The following is a 20,235-nucleotide window of genomic DNA, read 5'->3' on the forward strand; positions in this document are numbered from 1 at the left end:
GGTTCAGGCCTCCTCGCCGGTGCCGTCGCGCCGCAGATCGGCGTCGGTGAGACCCTCCAGCTCGCCGTGGGTGTCCAGCCAGTACAGCAGGGCCACCGCGGGGAAGACCAGCAGGACGGAGACGAGGGTGATCACTCCCAGCCAGCGCAGTGTGGCGGAGGCGCCCGCGCCCTCGGCGACGGTCAGCGAGGTCGGGATCAGGTAGGGGCGCTGCGCCAGGCCCCAGGCGATGACGGACGACGCGACCACGCCGACCGCCGTGACCCGGGACCACGCTCCGGAGGGACGGACCAGCAGCCCCGCGGTGGCGAGCGTGGCCAGCGCCGCGACGACGACGAAGGCGAGCCCCGCACCGTGGGTGAGTCCGTGCCACACATGGGGCGCGTCCCCGTGGGTGACGAACAGGGTGACGACGGCGAGCACGGCGACCGCGGCGAGGGCGCCGAGGGCCCGTCGGCGGAAGTAGCGGTCCAGGTCCGGCGCGGCGAAGCGCCGGGCGTCGGCGGCGAGGAAGACCGCGCCGAGCGTCGCCGTGGTCGCGATGGCGAGCAGGCCGAACAGCAGGGACGTGGGGTTGGCCCAGACGTCCGTGGACGCCGTCGTCGTGGCGGTCACCCGGCCCGAGGCCACCCCGCCGGCCGCGGCACCGAGGAAGAACGGCGTCAGCAGCGAGGAGACGGCGAACACCGCCCCGTACAGGCGCCGCCCGGCCAGCCGCCGGGCGGGCTTGCGCAGGGCGAAGCCGGCGCCGCGCAGCACGATGCCTACGGCGGCCAGTGCCAGGGGCAGCCACATCGTGGTGAAGACCTGCTGGAAGAGGACGGGGAAACCGGTCCACATGATCACCAGCACGAAGATCAGCCAGACGTTGTTGACCTCCCAGACCGGCTCCATCGCATGGTCGATCAGTCGGCGCGGGCGCTTGCCGCGCTCCGCGCCGCCCGCCGTCAGGTCCCAGAAGCCGGCGCCGTAGTCGGTGCCTCCGCCGCAGGCGTAGGCGGCGATCGCGAGCAGCAGGACGGCGGCGATGACCCCCGCCATCACAGCCGGCTCCCGGCGGAGCGTGGTCCGTACGGCGTGTCGGTCTCCGGCATCTCGCTCTCCGGTGTCTCGTGCGGCGGCCGTGGCCCGCCGTTCTCGTCGGCGAGCCGCCAGCGGGAGCGCATCTTCAGCAGTACCGCGAGGAACGACCCGAACACGAAGACGTACACGACGACGATCAGCGCGAACATGATCCACAGGCTGGTGGAGCGGGTGGCCGTCACCGCCTCGGCGACCCGCATGTTCTGGTAGACGATCCAGGGCTGGCGGCCCACCTCGGTGGTGATCCAGCCGCACTCGACGGCGACGACGGAGGCCACGCCCGCGCACGCCGCGCCACGGAAGAACCAGGGGGAGGCGGGCAGCCTGCGGCGCCGGAGCCACAGGACGCCGTACCACAGGGCGAGCAGGAGCAGCAGGGAGCCGATCCCGACCATGATGTCGAAGGTCCAGTGGACGATGGTGGCCTGAGTGGGCGTCGGCCGGTCGCTCGCGGGTACCGACGTCAGTCCGGTGACCCGGGTGTCCGGGCGGAAGCCGGCCAGGATGGAGTCGAGCTGCGGGATCCTGATGCCGCCGGAGACCGTCCCGTCCGCGTGCAGCCGGCCGAACAGGTACTCCGGCATATGGGTGTCGGTCTTCCAGACGATCTCCATCGCGGCGAACTTCACCGGCTGCTTGTGGAACACCTGCCGGGCGATGGAGTCGCCGAGGACGAACTGCACGGGGGTGCACACCGCGGCGAGCGTGAAGGGGACCGTGAAGCCGAGCCGGTGGTAGCGGTCCCGGCGGCCGCGCAGCCAGCCGACGGCGTAGACACCGGCCACGACATAGCCCGCCGTCACGAACATTGCGAAGACGAAGTGCCAGTACTCCGGGCCGAACATGGGGGTGAAGATCGCCTTCCAGATCCGCACGTCCACCGGGTTGCCGGCCGAGTCGAGGGTGAAGCCCCGCGGGGTGTTCATCCAGGAGTTGGCGGCCAGGATGCCGAAGGCGCCGAGCAGGGCCACCAGCGGCAGCGGCAGCGCGAGCAGGAAGTGGGTCCGGGAGGGCAGCCTGCGCCAGCCGTAGAGGTAGATGGCGATGAGCACGGCCTCCAGGAAGAACGCCCACGCCTCGACGCCGAAGCCGATCCCGAACACATCACCCCAACGGCCCATCATGCCCGGCCACAGCAGCCCGAACTCGAAGGACAGCACCGTGCCGGTGACCACGCCGATCGCGAACTGCACCGCCATGACGGCCGACCAGCGCCGGGCCAGCAGCAGAGCGGTGGCATCGCCGCGGCGCAGGCCGTAGCCGTGCATGACGAGTGTGATCAGCGGCAGTGCCACCCCCAGCGGCACCAGGATGATGTGGGAGGCCAGGGTGAAGGCCATCATCGACCTGGCCGGCAGCGTCTGCGCCGGCACGTCCGCCAGCAGCAGGATCGTGTGCATGTGTCGTCTCTCCCGGGCCGACGCGGGTGGGGATGCGGGTCAGCCGCCGGTGGCGAAGCCCGGGAAGAGCGTCATCCCGCCGTCGACGTACAGGGTGGTGCCCACGACGTAGTCCATGAGGTCGGAGGCGAGGCCCACGGCCGCGTGGCCGATGTCCTCCGGATCGCCGATCCGGTCGTAGGGGATGAGCCGCAGCAGATCCCGCCGCGCCTCGGGCGTCTCCCAGGCACTGCGGTTGATGGGGGTCCTGATGGCCCCCGGGGCGATCGCGTTCACGCGGATCTTCTTCGGGGCGAGCTCCTGGGCCAGGGTCTCCATCATCATCTGCACCCCGCCCTTGGAGGAGGCGTAGTTGACGTGCCCGGCCCAGGGGATGATCTGGTGCACCGAGCTCATACAGATGATCTTCCCGGCCGCGCGCGACACCTCGGGCACGACTCCCCGCCGCAGGAATTCCTTCGTGGCCTCGCGGGCGCACAGGAACTGCCCGGTGAGATTGACGTCCAGTACCTTCTGCCACTGGGCGACGCTCATCTCGGTGAAGGGCGCGTCCCGTTGGAGTCCCGCGTTGGCGACCAGGATGTCGATCGTGCCGAACTCCCGGACCATCCGGTCCATCATGGCGACGACCTGCTGCTCGTCGGAGACGTCCGCCTCGTAGGCGGCGGCCCGGACCCCGAGGCCGGTGATCTCCTCGACCACCTTCTCCGCCTCGTCGCCGCCGGCCACGTAGTTGACCACGACATCGGCCCCCGCCCGGCCCAGCGCGACCGCCGTGGCCCGGCCGATACCGGAGTTCGCGCCGGTCACCAGCGCCTTCTGCCCGTGCAGCAGGTGGGCGAGGTGCACGCCCCGGGGTGTCCCCTCGGTGGAACTCACGATGTCCTGCCCCTTCACCGCGTGCCTGCGTCCACCGGGCCCGTCGCCCGGAGATCCGGGTACCAGACAAACACCGGGGAGGTGCGGGGGCACGCCGGGGCGGATCGCGTTGCGCTGCCCGGTGGAGGATCTTCGCCCGGTCGGCGTTGCCGCCTGTGCCCGGTCGGTGTCCGGGCACCGTCGCCGTTCGAGCGGGCCGAGCCGTGGCCGGGCTCCGGCGCGGGCTCAGCCCAGCCGCTCCAGCAGGTGGTCGCCCACCCGGAGGGCGTTCGCCATGGCCGTCAGCGACGGATTCACCGCGCCGATGCTCGGGAAGAAGCTCGTGTCGACGACGTAGAGGTTGTCCAGGTCGTGGGCCTTGCAGTTGACGTCGAGCGCCGAGGACGCCGGATCGGTGCCGAACCGCACCGTGCCGGCCTGGTGCGCGGTGGCCCCGATCGGCATCCCCTTGTGCAGGTAGATGCTGTGGGACAGCAGACGGTGCTCGTGCATGCCCAGCCGGCCGAGCATGTGCTGCAACTTGTGCCGCAGGCGCTTCAGCCCTTCGATGTTGTTGCCCTCGTCGAGGGTGAGCCGGATGCGGCCGTCCTCCTCCAGGGTCACCCGGTTGTCCGGCCGCGGCAGGTCCTCCCCGCACAGCCAGAAGTCGACGGCGTGATGGGCCAGGACCTCGAACGGCAGGTCCGGCGTGACCGCTCCGGCCCAGCGCGGGGCCTCGCCGTGGATCTGCTCGGCGTCCGACTTGCCGAGCATCTGGATCCCGCCGAGCGGGAACTCCCAGTCGTCCGCGCCCAGATACCAGTCGTGCAGCGCGAGGGTCTTCTGGAACCGGGTGTCGTTGGGCTCCTTCGAAACGGCCATCAGCGCGAGGTTGTTGTGACGCATGTAGTGCCGGCCGACCACGCCGGAGCTGTTCGCAAGACCGCGCGGATGCCGGTCGTTCGCCGAAGCCAGCAGCAGCGCAGCCGAGTTGACGGCCCCGCACGCCACGACCACGACGTCGGCCGAGAACCGGGCCTCCGGCTCGTCCGGCAGCTCGGCGACCACTCCGGTGACGCTGCGTCCGGTGGGGTCGGTCTCCAGCCGGGTCACCCGGGCGTGGGTGACCAGCTCCACGTTCGGGTGCGCCAGCGCCGGTTCCACACAGATGACCTGGGCGTCCGACTTGGCACGGAGCAGACAGGGGAAGCCGTCCACCCGGTCGCAGCGGATGCAGACGCTGGAGTGGGTGGCCCGCCCGTGCTCGTCCTGGGTGAGGTTCACCCCGATCGGCAGATGGAAGGGGTGCAGCCCCTGCTTCTCCAGGTCCCTGCTCAACTGCGCGATCCGCGGCTCGTGCTCGACCGGCGGATACGCGTACTGGGCGCTGCACGGCCCCTCCCCGGGGTCCTCGCCGTGCCGGCCGTGCACCAGGTAGAGGTGCTCCGCCCGGGTGTAGTACGGCTCCAGGTCGTCGTAACCGATGGGCCAGGCGGGGGAGATGCCGTCGTGGTGGCGCAGTTCGCCGAAGTCCTCCGGACGCAGCCGGAACAGCGCCGCGCCGTAGAACTTGGTGTTCCCGCCGACGTAGTAGTTCACCTCCGGCGGGAACTCGTCGCCGTTCCGGTCCAGCCAGAACTCGGGGGCCCGGTACTTGCCCTTCACGAACACGGCCGTGGAGTCCCAGTTGTCGCGCTCGCGCGGCAGATAGCCGCCGCGTTCGAGGACCAGGATCCGTTTGCCGGAGGGGGCCAGCCGATGGGCCAGCGTGCCGCCGCCGGCACCGGTGCCGATGACGATCACGTCGTACGGGGGCAGGACGTCCATGGCAACCACCGTCCTGGTCGGCGCGGTCCGCGGCCGGTGCGGGTTTCCCTCTTTCGAACGTACGCGCTGTACGCGGGTGCGGCACCCGGAGCCGCCTCCGCACCCGCGGGGTCACAGCACGGCGATCGGGTTCACCGGGGAGCCGGTGGCCGCCGGGAGCCGCAGTGGGGCGACCACGCACAGGAAGTGCCGGCGTTCCTGCTGCTCGCACACCGCCGCCAGCTCCTCCAGGTCCAGCCAGTCCAGCAGATGCAGCCCCATGGCGTTGACGGCCAGCACATGCACGGGAAACGCGACCCCGGCCACCGTGCTCGGCGCGGCGTCGCTGTTGCCGTCCGACCCCAGGACGGCCACGCCCCGCTCGGCCAGGAACTCCATCGCCGTCGGATGCAGGCCCGCCCGGGCCCGGCTCACGTCCCAGGGGCCGAGGCTGCGCCGCCGCAGCCGGTGCCCCACGCGCACGAACAGCAGGTCACCCGGTCCGACCGTGGCGCCCTGCGCGGTCTCGGCCGCGACGAGGTCCTCGGTGGTCACCTGGTCGCCGGGTTCGAGCCAGGGCACCTCGCGCAGCCGCGGGACGTCCAGGAGGACACCCCGGCCGACGATGCCGTCCCGGACCAGATCGAGCGTGAGCGCGCCCGCGCCCTGCGGTGTCACGGTGCTCGCCGGGACGCCGCCGTACAGCTCACCGTCGAAGATCACGTGGCACAGCGCGTCGAGGTGGCTGTCGACGTCGTCGTGGACGTTCATGGCGAACCGGTCGCGGGCGAACACGAGCCCGGACGTGCCGTTCTCGTCGTGCGTGGGGGCCGTCATCCGATGGGTCGCGGGCTCGGGACAGTCCGGGGCGTCGTGCGTCTCGACGGTGGCGGCCAGCGACACGTGGCGGCCGCAGCGGACCTCGGCCGCGGCCGCCACGACCCGCTCCGCGGTCAGCCGGTCCAGCGCACCACGCCGTCCCGCCCCACTGTCCTGGGTCTGCCCCCGCAACCGGCGGTACAGATCGCGGAAGGCCGCCTCGGACAGCGGCGGCGCTGCCGCGGGACGCGGGGGTACGGGCTGCCGGTCCGAGGCCATCGGGAACTCCTCCTCAGGAGGGCGGCGCCACCACCGCCACGAACACGACCGGGGCCGCGACGCCACCGACGATGAGGACCGCGACGCCACGGAGACGATCGACGCCACCGGCACGAACACGACCGGGGCCGCGACGCCACGGAGAGGATCGGGGGCCGCGACCTTCCGAACCCCTCCGCCGGGTCGTCACGACGACCGGGTCCGCCCGGACGTCCGGCCGGCTCCTGCCGACACCGAACCATGCGACGGCCCGGCCCACACGCCGGGCACGGGCAGCTTGCGCCGATCGGCCGAACCAACCTCCGTGGCGCCGGGTTCAGTGGACGGAGAGGCCGCCGTCGACGAAGATCGACTGCCCGGTGACATAGCCGGACGCGGGGCCGGCGAGGAACACCGCGGCACCGGCGAAGTCCTCGGCCAGACCGTTGCGTCCGACCATCGTGCGCGCGGCCAGCTCCGCCACCCGCTCGGGGTCGGACGACAGCCGTGTGTTGAGCGGGGTCATGACGAACCCGGGCACGAGTGTGTTGCAGGTGACGCCGTGCGGCGACCAGGCCTCGGCCTGGGAGCGGGCCAGCGACTCCAACGCCCCCTTGGAGACCCCGTAGGCGCCGCTCTGCACGAACGCCCGGTGCGCCTGCTGGGAGGTGACATGGATGATCCGCCCGAAACCCCGCTCGGCCATGCCCGGCCCGAACCGCTGGCCCAGCAGAAAAGGCGCCTCCAGGTTCACCGCCATCGTGGCGTCCCACACCTCCTCGCCCAACTCACCCATCGGCGGCCGCAGATTGATCCCGGCGCTGTTGACGAGGATGTCCGGCTCACCGAAGACCGCGGCCGCCTGCTCCGCCGCCGCGCGTACCCCCTCGCGGGTGCCCAAGTCCGCGCCCACCCAGGCCGCCCGGCAGCCGTCCGCGGTGAACTCATCCACGGTGGCGACCAGTTCCGACTCCCTGCGGGCCACGATCACCACACTCGCGCCGGCTCGGGCCAGCGCCCCGGCGATGCCCCGGCCGATGCCGGAGCTGCCGCCCGTCACCACGGCGACCCGGCCGTCCAGCGAGAACAGATCGGAGAGATAGCGGTACGAAGTCATCTCCGCACCTTAGCCAGGGCCTGTGTCTTGTCGCAGGCGCCGTCGCCTGGTCTACTCCCGGGTGATTCGTCGTGCGTGCGCCCCACCGGTCGCGCCCGCACACGGCATGGCATGGCACGACATGGCACGACATCGCACGGCACGAGATCGAGGGCGGGAACGGCGTGGAACCAGTGGCTGGGCAGGACGTACGAGGCACGCTGCCCGAGGGGCTCGGCGCGGCCATCCGCGACACCGCCGAGGAGATCGCCGCGCTGCTGCGCGGGGGCGCCGACATGGGGCGTCCCATACCCGGGGCCGAGTGGAACGTCGGGCAGGCGGCGGCGCACCTGGCGCAGGCCAACGAACTGATGGCCGACATCGCCGCAGGACGCCCGCGCGGCTACGGGGACGGCACCCCGCAGAGCCTCGCCGCGGCCAACGAGCAGGCGCTCGCCGCCTTCGACGAGCGCCGGGCCGAGCCGCTGGCCGCGATGATCGTGGCGCAGGCCGAGGCCTACCTCAGGGCGTGGGACGAGGGCACCGCGGCCGAGGAGACCCTCGTCAGCCCGCTGGGCCCGATGACCCCCCAGGTGCTGGGGTCGTACCTGCTCACCCATATGCTCGGCCACGGTTACGACCTCGCCCGCGCCCTGGGCCGTCCGCACATGATCGACCGTGCCCGGGTCGAGCTGACCCTGCCGTTCCTGATCACGGCCATGCCGCGGGTGACCGACACCGCCCGCACGGCCGGGCTGACGGCCCGCTACGCGATCCGCCTGTGGAGCGGCGGCCGCTTCGGTGTGACCCTGTCCGACGGCGAGGTGTCCGTCGAGCCGCGGCTGCCGGACCGCCCGGACTGCACCATCCACATCGAGCCGGTCACCTTCCTGCTGATGGCCCTCGGCCGACGCCGGCAGTGGGGCGCGCTCACCCAGGGGCGGATCCTGGTGTGGGGCCGCAAGCCCTGGCTGGCGCCCCGCTTCCCGACACTTTTCAAGGCGCCCTGAGGCCGGGCCGCACGCAGTCCCGAGGTCGGATGGCGGTCTTTCCCGTAGTGCGGTGACGTAGTGTCCCATGTCCCGAATCGGGTTATTACGCTGTTCGGTTGAACAACCATTGAGACTTCTGAGAACTTTGATCCTGCGGTCATGTTGGAAGACTCAAAACCGGTGATCACCTTGCGACCATCCGATCTCGCCCGCGAACACGGGCTCTCGGCCCAGGCGGTCCGCAACTACGAACGGGAGGGGTTCATCCCGCCCGCCCAGCGCACGCAGAGCGGATACCGGATCTACACCGAGCTGCACGTGGCCGCGCTACGCGTGTATCTCTCCCTCATCCCGGGCTACGGCTGTTCGGCCGGCGGCCAGATCATGAACGCACTCCACGACGACGAACTCGACGGCGCCCTGACGATCATCGACCGCGGGCACGACCAGTTGCTGCGCGACCGCGACACCCTCGACGCCGTCAGGAGAGCGGTGGACCACCTGACGGCGGAGTCCGACGCCGACCCGCCGCACCCGACGGCCCCCGTCCCCCGGACCATCGGCGCGCTCGCGCGCCGCCTCGGTGTCACCCCGGCCACCCTGCGCAACTGGGAGGAGGTCGGCATCCTCACCCCCGCGCGCGACCCGGCCAGCGGATATCGCGTCTTCCGGCCGAGCGACATCCGCGACGCCGAACTCGCCCATCTCCTGCGGCGCGGGGGATACCCGCTGGACCACATATCCACCGTGGTCGAGCAGATCCGCACGGCCGACGGCAGCGACGCCCTGTCCAGCGCCCTGGACGACTGGCACCTCCGGCTGCGGGCGCGCGGTCTGGCCATGCTCGACGCGGCCACTCATCTCAGCCACTATCTGGGCCTCTTGCGCACCGGCCTGAACCCGGCGCTCGCGGCGCCGGGCACCGCCCGCACCACGGGCTGACCCCGGGCACCGGCGCGTTGTCCGCACGGCGGCGGCGGTTGCCGTTCGCGGGACGGACCCTGACGACATGTCGCGCCCGCCCTCCCCACCCGGTCCGGCCGCGACGGGCGCGTTCCGCGCGAGCCGGGCCGGGGCTGTCGCGGTACTTCCCGCGGCGCACCCGTCCTGATATGGATAACGAACTAGTTCGTACATTACTCGCGTGGAGTCGCCGTGACCCAGTACTCCTACCTCGTCGGACTCGTCGGCACCGACATAGGCCACTCGCTCAGCCCCCAGCTCCACGAGTACGAAGCCGACCGGCACGGTGTGCGCTACCTCTACCGGCTGCTCGACACCGGTGCCAAGCCGGCGGGCGGGCACGACCTGCACGAACTGCTCCGCTCCTGCCGTGACTGCGGCTTCTCGGGGCTGAACGTCACCCACCCCTTCAAGCGGCTCGTCATGCCCCATCTCGACGAGCTGGCCCCGACGGCCCTACGGGTCGGCGCCGTCAACACCGTCGTCTTCACTCCGGACCGGCGGGCGGTCGGCCACAACACCGACCTCGCCGGGTTCTCCGAGTCGTTCGCCCGCGGACTTCCCGACGCGCGCCTCGACCGGGTGGTGCTGCTCGGCGCTGGAGGCGCCGGCGCGGCCGTCGCCCACGCCCTGCTCGACCGGGGAGCGCGGCACCTCCAGGTCGTGGACCCGCTCCAGGAGCGTGCCGTCGCCCTGGCCGAGGCGCTCAACGAGCACAGCGGCCAGGAGCGGGCCCGGGCCGTTTCGCCCGAGGCTCTGGAGGTGGTGCTGAGCGAGGCGGACGGGCTCGTCAACGCCTCGCCCGCCGGCTCCGTCCACCATCCCCGACTGCCGCTCGCGGCCCGGCTGCTGCACCCGCGGCTGTGGCTGGCCGACCTGAACTACCGCCCCCTGCACACTCCTCTGCTGAGGGCCGGCGGCGCACTGGGCTCCCGGGTCCTGCACGGCGGCGGCATGCTGGTGCACCAGGCGGCCCACTCGTTCCGTCTCCTCACCGGCCTGCCCGCGCACACCTCGCACATGCTCGCCGACTTCGCCGACCTGACGGCGGACCCGCACGCCCATGCCTGACGTGCCGGCCGGAGTCGTTCAGGACCAAGAGGCCGAGTGGGTCGAGTCGATGCGAAATCGACTTCAAGGAGACCAAACGGTCATGGGGTATGAGTCGTTGCAAGCCCGTCAGAGTCGGCATTCTGCGGGCATTCACCCTGTCGCGTGGCCCCGGTGACCCGTGGCGGACGCCGGGCGCAGGGAGCGATCCGGCCAGACGGGGACAAACATCTCCACCGGCCCTCGTGTCGATGAGACGGGCCGGGGGTGAGGGGTGAGGGAGAGGCGAAAGGCATGTGTTTAACTTGTAAACACATCGAACAGGTGGGGCGCACAGAACGTCCGGTGCCGGTGCCCTGACTTCGCGTCAGAGCCCTTGCGCGACGCAGTACGCACCCGGCCTGACCGACCCACGACGCGGTCGGCGACACCCGCCGACCGAACCCGGTCGGCTGGCGCCGCGCGTGCTGGTGCCCCGGCCGTCCCGATCGCAGTGATCGGGCAGCGGTCCCGGGCCCGTCGCGGCTCCGGGACGCCGGGCGTAGCGGTCGCACGGCACTGTGCCGACAGCCCCGCCGTCCGGCTCACCGCAGCCCTGTGCCACCACGCAGTTGAAGGAACAGAACACCTCATGACCGCAGACGTCTCCAACTTCTACTACGGCGCCGTGACACCCATCGCGGCGTACGTCATGGCCTGTCTGGGGGCCGCGCTGGGACTGCGCTGTACGACACGCTCGCTGCGGCGCACGGACCGCAAGGCCAACTGGCTGCTGCTGGGCTCCGTGGCGATCGGCTGCGGCATCTGGACGATGCACTTCATCGCCATGATCGGCTTCAGCGTCGGCGGTGCGCTGGTCAGCTACGACTCCGGGCTCACCCTCTTCAGCCTCGCCGTCGCGATCGCCGTCGTGGCCGTCGGTGTCTTCCTCGTCGGGTACCGCGGTGCGTCGCGCGCCAACCTGGCGATCGCGGGAACCATCACCGGCGTCGGCGTGGCGGTGATGCACTACCTCGGCATGGCGGCCATGGACGCCCACGGCTTCGTCCAGTACGACGTGATGACCGTCGTACTGTCCGTCGTCATCGCCGTCGTCGCCGCGACGGCGGCCCTCTGGGCGGCCGTCTCCATCCAGGGACTCTGGTCCACCCTGGGGGCGAGCCTGGTGATGGGGGTCGCCGTCACCGGTATGCACTACACCGGCATGGCCGCGGTGTCCGTCCACGTCGACGGCGTGATCGAGTCCTCGCAGTCGTCCACGAGCCTGCTCGGGTTCCTCCTGCTCATGCTGGTCGGCCCCTTCATCGTCCTGCTGGTCGCGGCGGTGATCGTGATGTTCGACCCCGACATGATGGGCGGCAGCGAGGAGGAGCCGGTCTACAGGTCGGCGCCCGCGTACGAGGTGCCGCAGGCGTTCGAGGTCTCCCAGTGGCAGCCGCGGCAGCAGCCGCAGCAGCAGCCGTACGAGGCGACACAGCAGCAGCCGTACGAGGCGACGCAGCAGCACTACGCGGACACCGCCGCCCCGGCCGGGGACGACAGCCGCCCCGAGGGGTCCTACGCGTCCTGGTGACCCGACCGCACCGGGATGACGAAAGGCCGACCACCCACGTGGTCGGCCTTTCGCGTCGCCCGGTTCCCGCTCCCGCTCCGTATACCGCTCCGTACACCGCTCCGCAGCAGGTCGGACGGGTGGGGTCGGTGGTGTGCGCCGGGGCGCGGTATAAAGAAGTGATAAATGTTTTCCGGTGGCCCGCTCCGGGCACCACGGAGAGGCGGAGGCGTCAGGACCGCTCTGTCGAGGTGAGGACCGTGACCGACACGGAAGCCAGGACCGTCCACGGGGAACCGGCCCCGCTCACCCCGCAGACGATCCTCTGGGACATCGCCGGCGACCGTCGCCTGCTGTTCTCGCTGCCGGCCGGCTTCGTCCTCCAGGTCGCGCACCCGGCGGTCGGCGCGGGCGTCGACGAGCACTCCGTCTTCCGCACCGACCCCTGGGGGCGCCTCGACCGGTCCCTGGAGTCGCTCCAGCTCTGGATCTACGGCGGCGAGCGCGCCGCCGAGGAGGGGCGCCGACTGCGCCGGCTGCACCGCACCATCAACGGCACCGACACCCGGGGCCGCCCCTACCACGCGCTCACCCCCGCCTGCTACGCCTGGGTCCACGCCACCGCGTACCCCGTCTTCCTGCGCGCCGCCCGGTACCTCGCACGGCCCCTGACCCCCGCCGAGAGCCGCCGTCTCTACGACGAACTCCGGCAGCTCGGACGCATCCTCGGCATCAAGGACCGCGACATGCCGGAGAACCCCGAGGAGTACTGGACGTACTTCGACACGATGGTCCGCGACGAACTGGAGATGACACCGGTGGCGCGCGAACTGCTCGACCCGCGGCGACCCGTCCCGGCGCCCCCGGGCGCATCCGCCCCCGTACGACTGCTGTGGCCGGTGCTCCATCCGCCGCTGACCCGGCTGCGCGTGTTCGTCACCGTCGGCCTGCTGCCGCCCGTGGCCCGGGACCGGCTGGGCCTGGCGTGGACGCCCCGGGACGAACGTCTGCTGCGCGGGTTCGGCGCGGTCCTGCGCACCCTCTTCCCCCTGCTGCCCGAGCGCGTCCGCTACCTGCCCCTCGGCTACGCGGCGCGCCGCGCGGCACGACCGAACCCCCCACGCCGGAGGCGTCGTCGGTGACGTCGCACGGCGACGGGCGGTGAACCACCACGAAAGGAACGGACATGAGGATCGCGGTTCTCGGCGGTACGGGTCTGATCGGCTCGCGCGTGGTCGCCCGGCTGAAGGTGCAGGGCCACGAGGCGAGGGCGCTCTCCCTGTCGACGGGGGTGAACGTCCTCACCGGCGAAGGGCTGGGCGCCGCGCTCGCGGACGCCGAGGTGGTCGTCAACCTGACGAACTCGCCCACCTTCGACGAGGCCTCGGCCGAGTTCTTCCGTACATCGATGGCCAAGGTGCTGGAGGCGAGCCGTGCGGCGGGCGTCGGGCACGTGGTGGTGCTGTCCATCGTGGGCGCGGACAAGGTGCCCGAGCTGGACTACTACCGGGCGAAGGTCCTTCAGGAGGACCTGCTCAAGGCCGACGGTCTGCCGTACTCCGTCGTACGGGCCACCCAGTTCATGGAGTTCGTCGACGCCGTGCTGTCCTGGACCACGGACGGCGACACCGTCCGGCTGCCCAGCACCCCGCTCCAGCCCGTCGCCGCCGCCGATGTCGCGGACGCGGTCGCCGACGTCGCCATGGGCGCGCCGCTCGACGGCACCCTGAACGTCGCGGGCCCCGAGGTCTTCCCCCTCGACGAGTTGGGGAGCATCACCCTGGCCGCCGAGGGCGGAGCGGGTCACGTCGTCACCGACGACACCGCCGGGATGTTCGCCGTCCCCAAGGGCGACGTCCTGACCGCGCCGGAGGGCGCCCGCATCGCCCCCACGCACTACCGCGACTGGATGGCGGCCCGAGCCGATCGAGCCGACCGGGCGGACGAGGCGCCGGGACGCTGAACGGTCCTCTCTGCCCGCTCCATCCCGTTTCCGGCCTATTCGGACGTCGCATCACTGCCCGTCGTGAAGCAAGTTCCCGCCATGGTCAGTTTTTAGACACCTTTGAACATCCGTTACTGTTCATCCCTCGAACACAAACTGCACGCTTCGTACGCGTGAGCTAGGTTTAGCGTCCAGCGTCAGGTAGACGGGGATGCTCGGGGCAGGCGGGGGCCTGGTGCGGCCGAGATGCGCTCGGAATTGTCCGCACACCCAAGACATTTCCGTGGGGGATGGGGTACGTGAACATGTGGCGGAAAGACGCCGTATCCGAAGGGTCCGTCGATGCGTCCGGGTCCGAAACCGATCCGGTCGACCGGAGCGGAGCCGGCGGCCGGATCGACACGGCCGAGACCCGGACGTTCCGGGCGGATCTGAACGAGTCCGGGAAGCCCGCTCCGCGGACGGCCGCCATCCCGAACGCCCGGGCGCCGCGCAACCCGTTCGCGGGGCGGAGCTTCGCCCCGGCTCCGGCCCGGACACAGGCCCAGGCGCCGCTACCGGCCCCGGCGCAGGCCAAGGCCGCGGTTCCGGCCCAGGCGCCGGATTCCGACCTGGAGGAACCGCTCCACGACCCGCACGAACTCACCGTGCAGATGTCCACCGTCGGCCTGTCGGTCCCCGAGGTCTCCTACCTGAGCGGTCGTCCCGACGAGCGCGACGGCAGTCCCGTCTTCGTCGACGAGTCGGGCCGCCGCGGCCGCTGGCTGCGTCGACTGGGCATGGCCATCGGCGTGGCCTGTGCCGTCTACTCGGTCGTCATCGTCGCCACCCTGCTCTCCGGCAGTTCGAGCGCGCCGTGGCTGCCCGTGCCCGCGCAGGACGACGACGCGCCCGTGAGCCAGGTCGACCCCTCCTCGGTGCCGTCGCAGCCCGCGCAGCCCGCGGACCCCGCCGATGCCACGCCGACCGCCGAAGCGTCGCAGGGCACCGCCTCGGAGACGTCCTCGGGCACCGGCGCCGTGACCTCCCCGGCCACCTCGGGCCCGAGTGAGCCGACGGCCTCCTCGAAGCTGGAGCCGTCCGCGCGGACGACGCGCGACACCACCGGCTCCACGGTGACCACGCCCCCCACCGCCTCGACGCATCCCACCGCCGCCTCGCCCAGCGCGAGCGCGCCGGCCACCGATGCGAGCACCCCGTCGCCGACCACCGTGGACGTCCTCGGACTCGGCCCGCTCGCCGACGGTTCGACCGCGGCGACGCCCGCCTCCTGACACCTCTGCGTGCCCCGTCAATCATCCGTCCCTGGAGCACCACTTCCGATGGCATCCCCTGACCGCCGTGGCCGGCTCGCGGCCATGGCCCGCGCCGGATCCCGGCGCCGCCTGCCGATGCGCCTGCTGCTGCCCGTGCTCGTCCTGGTCGCCATGATGGCGATGCTGATGCTGCGCGGCTATGTGCACAGCGAGATCCTGGCCGATCACCGTATCCAGCCCGAGGCCGCGTCCGACCGGGTCCCGGAGGAGATCCTGGACGGCGGACCGGTGATCGACACCCGCAGCGGCCGCACCACGAGTCTGCGCGTGCCCGACCACCATCTGGTCCTCACCTTCGACGACGGCCCCGACCCGACCTGGACCCCCAAGGTCCTGGACGTGCTCGAGAAGCACCACGCGCACGCCGTCTTCTTCGTCACCGGCACCATGGCCTCCCGCTACCCGGAGCTGGTCCAGCGCATGGTGGACGAGGGACACGAGGTCGGCCTGCACACCTTCAACCACCCCGACCTCTCCTACCAGTCCAAGGGCCGTATCGACTGGGAGCTGTCGCAGAACCAGCTCGCGCTCGCGGGCGCGGCCGGCATCCGTACCTCGCTCTTCCGGCCCCCGTACTCGTCGTTCGCCGACGCCATGGACGACAAGTCCTGGCCGGTCACCAAGTACATCGGCGCACGCGGCTACCTCACCGTCGTCAACGACACCGACAGCGAGGACTGGAAGAAGCCCGGCGTCGACGAGATCATCCGCCGCGCCACGCCCAAGGGCGGCAAGGGCGCGATCGTCCTGATGCACGACTCCGGCGGCGACCGCCACCAGACCGTGCAGGCCCTCGACCGTTTCCTGCCACAACTCCAGAGCCAGGGCTACGAGTTCGACAACCTCACGGACGCCCTCGGCGCACCGAGCGCGCACACGCCCGTCACCGGGGTCGACCTGTGGAAGGGCAGGACCTGGACCTTCCTGGTGTGGGCCGCCGACGGGATCACCGACGTGCTGGTGGTCTGCCTCGCGGTGATCGGGGTCCTGGTCATCAGCCGGTTCGTGCTCATGCTGCTGCTGTCGGCGCTGCACGCCCGCAAGGTGCGCCGCCGTGACTTCCGTTGGGGTCCGCAGCCGGTCACCGAACCGGTTTCGGTGCTGGTCCCGGCGTACAACGAGGCCAAGTGCATCGAGAACACGGTCCGTTCGCTGATGGCGAGCGAGCACCCCATCGAGGTCATCGTCATCGACGACGGCTCCTCCGACGGCACCGCCCGGATCGTGGAGGCCATGGGGCTGCCGAACGTGCGGGTGATCCGTCAGCTGAACGCGGGCAAGCCGGCCGCCCTCAACCGCGGTGTCGCGAACGCCCGCTACGACCTGATCGTGATGATGGACGGCGACACCGTCTTCGAACCGGCCACCGTCCGCGAGCTGGTCCAGCCCTTCGCCGACCCGAAGGTGGGCGCGGTCGCGGGCAACGCCAAGGTCGGCAACCGCAGTTCGCTGATCGGCGCCTGGCAGCACATCGAGTACGTGATGGGCTTCAACCTCGACCGCCGGATGTACGACGTCCTGCGCTGCATGCCCACCATCCCCGGCGCGGTCGGCGCCTTCCGCCGCTCCGCGCTGGAACGCGTCGGCGGCATGAGCGACGACACCCTCGCCGAGGACACCGACATCACCATGGCCATCCACCGCGACGGCTGGAAGGTCGTCTACACGGAGAAGGCCCGCGCCTGGACCGAGGCCCCGGAGTCGGTCCAGCAACTGTGGTCCCAGCGCTACCGCTGGTCGTACGGCACCATGCAGGCGATCTGGAAGCACCGCAAGGCCGTCGTCGAACGCGGCCCGTCCGGCCGCTTCGGCCGCGTCGGCCTGCCCTTCGTCTCCCTGTTCATGGTGCTGGCCCCGCTGCTGGCCCCGCTCATCGACGTCTTCCTGCTGTACGGGGTGGTCTTCGGCCCCACCCAGAAGACGATCGTGGCCTGGCTGGGCGTCCTCGCCGTCCAGGTGGTGTGCGCGGCCTACGCCTTCCGGCTCGACCGCGAGCCCATGATCCACCTGCTCTCCCTGCCCCTTCAGCAGATCTTCTACCGACAGATCATGTACGTCGTCCTGCTCCAGTCCTGGATCACGGCCCTGACCGGCGGCCGACTGCGCTGGCAGAAGCTGCGCCGCACCGGTGTCGTGGAAGCGCCCGGCGGCCCGGTGCCGCACCAACGGACCGGCGACGGCGGCGATCGGAGGCCCGTGGCATGAATCAGGGACCCATCACCGGAGCCGAGACCGGCCCCGAGCGGACACCGGCCTTCGGCGTCCCGCGGCAGCGGACGGCCGGCCTCGTGCCGGAGCCGGCCGCCGCGGCGCCCGCGCCGCAGCCCGTCGCGGCCGGGTCCGGGAAACCGGGACGCGACCGCTATCTCGACCTGCTGCGCTCGATCGCCCTGGTCCGCGTGGTCGTCTACCACCTGTTCGGCTGGGCCTGGCTGACCGTGCTGTTCCCCTCGATGGGAGTGATGTTCGCGCTGGCGGGCTCGCTGATGGCGCGTTCGCTGAAGCGTCCGGCGGCAGGCGTCATCCGCAGCCGGATCCGACGGCTGCTGCCGCCGCTGTGGGCGTTCAGCGCGGTCGTGCTGGCGATGATGTTCGCGGCCGGCTGGAACCCGGCGAAGGACCCCGACCTCGGCGGGACCTGGGGCGTGGTCGAGCTGTTCGACTACATCGTCCCGTTCGGGGCGCCGCCCTTCCCCTGGCACCTCGGTTCCCGGTCCGGACTGCTGGAGGACACCTGGCCGGCCCAGGCGGCGGGCGTGCTCTGGTACCTGCGGGCCTACCTGTGGTTCGTGCTGGCCTCGCCGCTGCTGCTGTGGGCGTTCCGCAGGGCGCCCTGGCCGACGCTGCTCGCGCCGCTCGCCCTGACGGCGGTGGTGGGCACCGGGGTCGTGACCATACCCGGCGAGACCGGCAACGCGGTCACCGACTTCGCCGTCTACGGCGGCTGCTGGGTGCTGGGCTTCGCCCACCACGAGGGACTGCTCGGCCGGATCCCGCGCTACATGGCGATCTCCTGCTCGTCGTTGCTCATGGCCTTCGGCCTGTGGTGGGGGTCGGGTCACCAGGGACCCGACGGCTGGGACCTCAACGACATCCCGCTGGCCCAGGCGGCCTGGTCGTTCGGGTTCGTGGTGATCCTGCTCCAGTACTCCCCGTCCTGGCAGGAACTGCCCCGCCCACTGGCCCGCTGGGACAAGCTGATCACCCTCTCCAACAACCGGGCGGTCACGATCTACCTGTGGCACAACCTGCTGATCCTGGCCACCGTCCCGATCATCGACCTGGCCTACAACCTCCCCTTCATGGAGGGGGAGCGGGCGTCGTCCATCCTCGACACGACGTACAACCTCTGGATGTTCGTCCTGGTCTGGCCCCTGATCGGCCTGATGATCCTGGCGACCGGCTGGATCGAGGACATCGCGGCGAAGCGGAAGCCGCGCCTGTGGCCCAACGGGCGGAAGCCCGGAGCGGGTCACGCGGCCCGCGGCTGAGCCGCGCCCTCCGGGTCGGACTCTCCGAGTCGGACTCGCCGGATCGAGCCGTCCCGGGGGGCACCGCACGCGGTGCCCCCCGGGCGGCGGCTCAGATCCGGAAGAGCGACCCCACGAACTCGGTCAGCAACCGCTCCTTGAGGCGTCCCGGCAGCGCGTCCAGCAACGCCAGCACCGGCGCCATCCTCGTCGGCAGCCCGGCCCCCTCGCCGAGACCCGCGAAGGCCAGCACCCCGCCGACCTCCTCGGGCGTCAGGGCGTCCGGGTCCAGCTCGGCCGCGAGTTGCACCAGACCCGGATCGACGGTCAGCGCTCCGGCGCCGCGGGCCGCCTTCAACGCCGGTCCCAGATCGGCCAGCAGCGCCTCCACCCGGTCGCCGGTCGCCGGAGTCAGCGTCAGATGCAGGTTCGGCGGCAGACCGTCGTAGGACAGCTGCGGCTGGAGGTACCAGCCGCGCTCGCGCATCTCGTCGGCCAGATGCAGGACGAGGGACAGGTCGGGCGCGCCGTCGGCGTCCGTGACGGTGAACGCGACCAGGCTGCCCGACGGCTCGCCCAGGACCCGGATGCCCTCCACCGCCCTCAGCCCCGGTACGAGCCGGTCGGCGGCGTCGGCCACCCGGCGGGCCAGCGCGGTGTACCCGTCGTCGCCGATGTGCCGCAGCACCGCCCACGCCTGGGCCAGTAGCCCCGCGGACTTCGTACCCTGCATCGTCGGGTTGACCACCGGATAGCCGGGCCAGCCGGCGTGCGCGAAGTACTGGTGGCGGCGCAGCTCGCCGTCCCGGTACAGGATCACCGAGGCGCCCTTGTCGGCGTACCCGTACTTGTGCAGATCGACCGAGAGCGACGTCACGCCCGGGACCGACAGGTCGAACGGCGGCACGGTACGGCCGGTGCGGCGCAGGAAGGGCAGGAACCAGCCGCCGATGCAGGCGTCCACATGGCACAGCACCCCGCGCCGGTCGGCCGCCGCCGCGATCTCCGCCACCGGATCCATCACCCCGTGCGCGTACGACGGCGCCGACGCCACCACCAGGACGGTGCGGTCGGTCAGCGCGGCCTCCATGGCCCCGGCGTCGGCACGGAAGCTCTCCGGGCGGACCGGCACCACCACGGCTTCGACCCCGAGGTAGTGGGCGGCCTTGTGGAACGCCGCGTGCGCGGTGGAGGGGAGCACCACCTGGGGACGGGTGACGCCCCGCGCCGCGCGGGCGTGGTCCCGCGCGGTCTTCACCGCCAGCAGGACGGACTCGGTGCCGCCGCTGGTGAAGGTGCCCTGCGCGCCGGGGACGCCGAGGAGCGCGGACACCGCCCCCACGACCTCGTTCTCCAGCCGGCCCACACTCGGGAACACGGTCGGGTCCAGGCCGTTGACGGTGGCGAAGGCCCCGTACGCGGCACCGGCCAGTTCGTCCAGACCCGGCAGCCCCGCGTCGTACACATAGGCGAACGTGTGGCCGCCCCGGGTCGGGGCGTCACCGGCGCGCAGCTCCCGTAGTTCGGCCAACAGCGCTTGTGCGGACCGGCCGTCCGGCAGCCCGGCGGAGGAGGGGGCGGGTTCAGCGGACACGGCGGGTCCCTTTCCGGGCAGTGGCGTTCGATG

Annotated in this window: 16 protein-coding genes; 9 read left to right on the top strand and 7 right to left on the bottom strand. The window is 71.6% G+C overall.

Annotation, left to right across the window (positions count from 1 at the left end):
* Positions 1-3: 3 nt before the first annotated feature.
* The 6 genes from FNH09_RS10230 to FNH09_RS10255 all read right to left on the bottom strand — a co-directional run bounded on the left by FNH09_RS10230 (position 4) and on the right by FNH09_RS10255 (position 7,341).
* Positions 4-1,041, bottom strand: coding sequence for a cytochrome d ubiquinol oxidase subunit II (locus tag FNH09_RS10230; RefSeq protein ID WP_152886431.1), 1,038 nt, complete (start codon positions 1,039-1,041; stop codon positions 4-6).
* Positions 1,041-2,483 (bottom strand): cytochrome ubiquinol oxidase subunit I, encoded by a 1,443-nt coding sequence (locus tag FNH09_RS10235; protein WP_152886432.1) that lies wholly within the window; start codon positions 2,481-2,483, stop codon positions 1,041-1,043. Before FNH09_RS10235 ends, FNH09_RS10230 begins: the two co-directional genes overlap by 1 nt.
* Positions 2,484-2,522: 39 nt before the next feature.
* On the bottom strand, positions 2,523-3,317 hold the full coding sequence (locus tag FNH09_RS10240; RefSeq protein ID WP_152886450.1) for an SDR family oxidoreductase: 795 nt from the start codon (positions 3,315-3,317) through the stop codon (positions 2,523-2,525).
* Positions 3,318-3,587: 270 nt separating this feature from the next.
* The gene (locus FNH09_RS10245; protein WP_152886433.1) at positions 3,588-5,168 is read right to left on the bottom strand and encodes a GMC oxidoreductase; all 1,581 of its coding nucleotides are present in this window, start codon (positions 5,166-5,168) and stop codon (positions 3,588-3,590) included.
* Between the two features lie 111 nt (positions 5,169-5,279).
* A complete protein-coding gene (locus FNH09_RS10250) occupies positions 5,280-6,245 on the bottom strand; it encodes a cyclase family protein (RefSeq protein WP_202919640.1) in 966 nt (321 codons plus the stop codon).
* A gap of 316 nt (positions 6,246-6,561) precedes the next feature.
* Positions 6,562-7,341, bottom strand: coding sequence for an SDR family NAD(P)-dependent oxidoreductase (locus FNH09_RS10255; RefSeq protein ID WP_152886434.1), 780 nt, complete (start codon positions 7,339-7,341; stop codon positions 6,562-6,564).
* 164 nt (positions 7,342-7,505) lie between these two features.
* On the opposite strand from FNH09_RS10255, the gene FNH09_RS10260 reads away from it, so the two are divergent.
* The 9 genes from FNH09_RS10260 (at position 7,506) to FNH09_RS10300 (ending at position 18,629) form a co-directional block, all read left to right on the top strand.
* Positions 7,506-8,330: a maleylpyruvate isomerase family mycothiol-dependent enzyme gene (locus tag FNH09_RS10260; RefSeq protein WP_338017528.1), complete on the top strand. Its 825-nt coding sequence runs from the start codon at positions 7,506-7,508 to the stop codon at positions 8,328-8,330.
* A gap of 141 nt (positions 8,331-8,471) precedes the next feature.
* Positions 8,472-9,254: a TioE family transcriptional regulator gene (locus FNH09_RS10265; RefSeq protein ID WP_152886435.1), complete on the top strand. Its 783-nt coding sequence runs from the start codon at positions 8,472-8,474 to the stop codon at positions 9,252-9,254.
* Positions 9,255-9,467: 213 nt separating this feature from the next.
* The gene (locus FNH09_RS10270; RefSeq protein ID WP_162468350.1) at positions 9,468-10,346 is read left to right on the top strand and encodes a shikimate dehydrogenase; all 879 of its coding nucleotides are present in this window, start codon (positions 9,468-9,470) and stop codon (positions 10,344-10,346) included.
* Positions 10,347-10,956: 610 nt separating this feature from the next.
* The gene (locus FNH09_RS10275; RefSeq protein WP_152886436.1) at positions 10,957-11,898 is read left to right on the top strand and encodes an MHYT domain-containing protein; all 942 of its coding nucleotides are present in this window, start codon (positions 10,957-10,959) and stop codon (positions 11,896-11,898) included.
* 239 nt (positions 11,899-12,137) lie between these two features.
* The gene (locus tag FNH09_RS10280) at positions 12,138-13,019 is read left to right on the top strand and encodes an oxygenase MpaB family protein (RefSeq protein WP_162468351.1); all 882 of its coding nucleotides are present in this window, start codon (positions 12,138-12,140) and stop codon (positions 13,017-13,019) included.
* Between the two features lie 44 nt (positions 13,020-13,063).
* A complete protein-coding gene (locus tag FNH09_RS10285) occupies positions 13,064-13,840 on the top strand; it encodes an SDR family oxidoreductase (protein ID WP_152886437.1) in 777 nt (258 codons plus the stop codon).
* A gap of 272 nt (positions 13,841-14,112) precedes the next feature.
* On the top strand, positions 14,113-15,096 hold the full coding sequence (locus FNH09_RS10290; RefSeq protein WP_162468352.1) for a hypothetical protein: 984 nt from the start codon (positions 14,113-14,115) through the stop codon (positions 15,094-15,096).
* Positions 15,097-15,144: 48 nt separating this feature from the next.
* On the top strand, positions 15,145-17,343 hold the full coding sequence (locus FNH09_RS10295; protein WP_152886439.1) for a bifunctional polysaccharide deacetylase/glycosyltransferase family 2 protein: 2,199 nt from the start codon (positions 15,145-15,147) through the stop codon (positions 17,341-17,343).
* Complete coding sequence (locus FNH09_RS10300; protein ID WP_152886440.1) at positions 17,340-18,629, top strand: acyltransferase family protein; 1,290 nt, start codon at positions 17,340-17,342, stop codon at positions 18,627-18,629. The genes FNH09_RS10295 and FNH09_RS10300 overlap by 4 nt, the downstream gene beginning before the upstream one ends.
* A gap of 91 nt (positions 18,630-18,720) precedes the next feature.
* On the opposite strand, the gene FNH09_RS10305 is transcribed toward FNH09_RS10300, so the two are convergent.
* Positions 18,721-20,202 (bottom strand): aminotransferase class V-fold PLP-dependent enzyme, encoded by a 1,482-nt coding sequence (locus FNH09_RS10305; protein ID WP_162468353.1) that lies wholly within the window; start codon positions 20,200-20,202, stop codon positions 18,721-18,723.
* Positions 20,203-20,235: the final 33 nt, after the last annotated feature.

The sequence above is a fragment of the Streptomyces adustus genome (assembly GCF_009377175.1).
GTDB classification, from domain to species: Bacteria; Actinomycetota; Actinomycetes; order Streptomycetales; family Streptomycetaceae; genus Streptomyces; species Streptomyces adustus.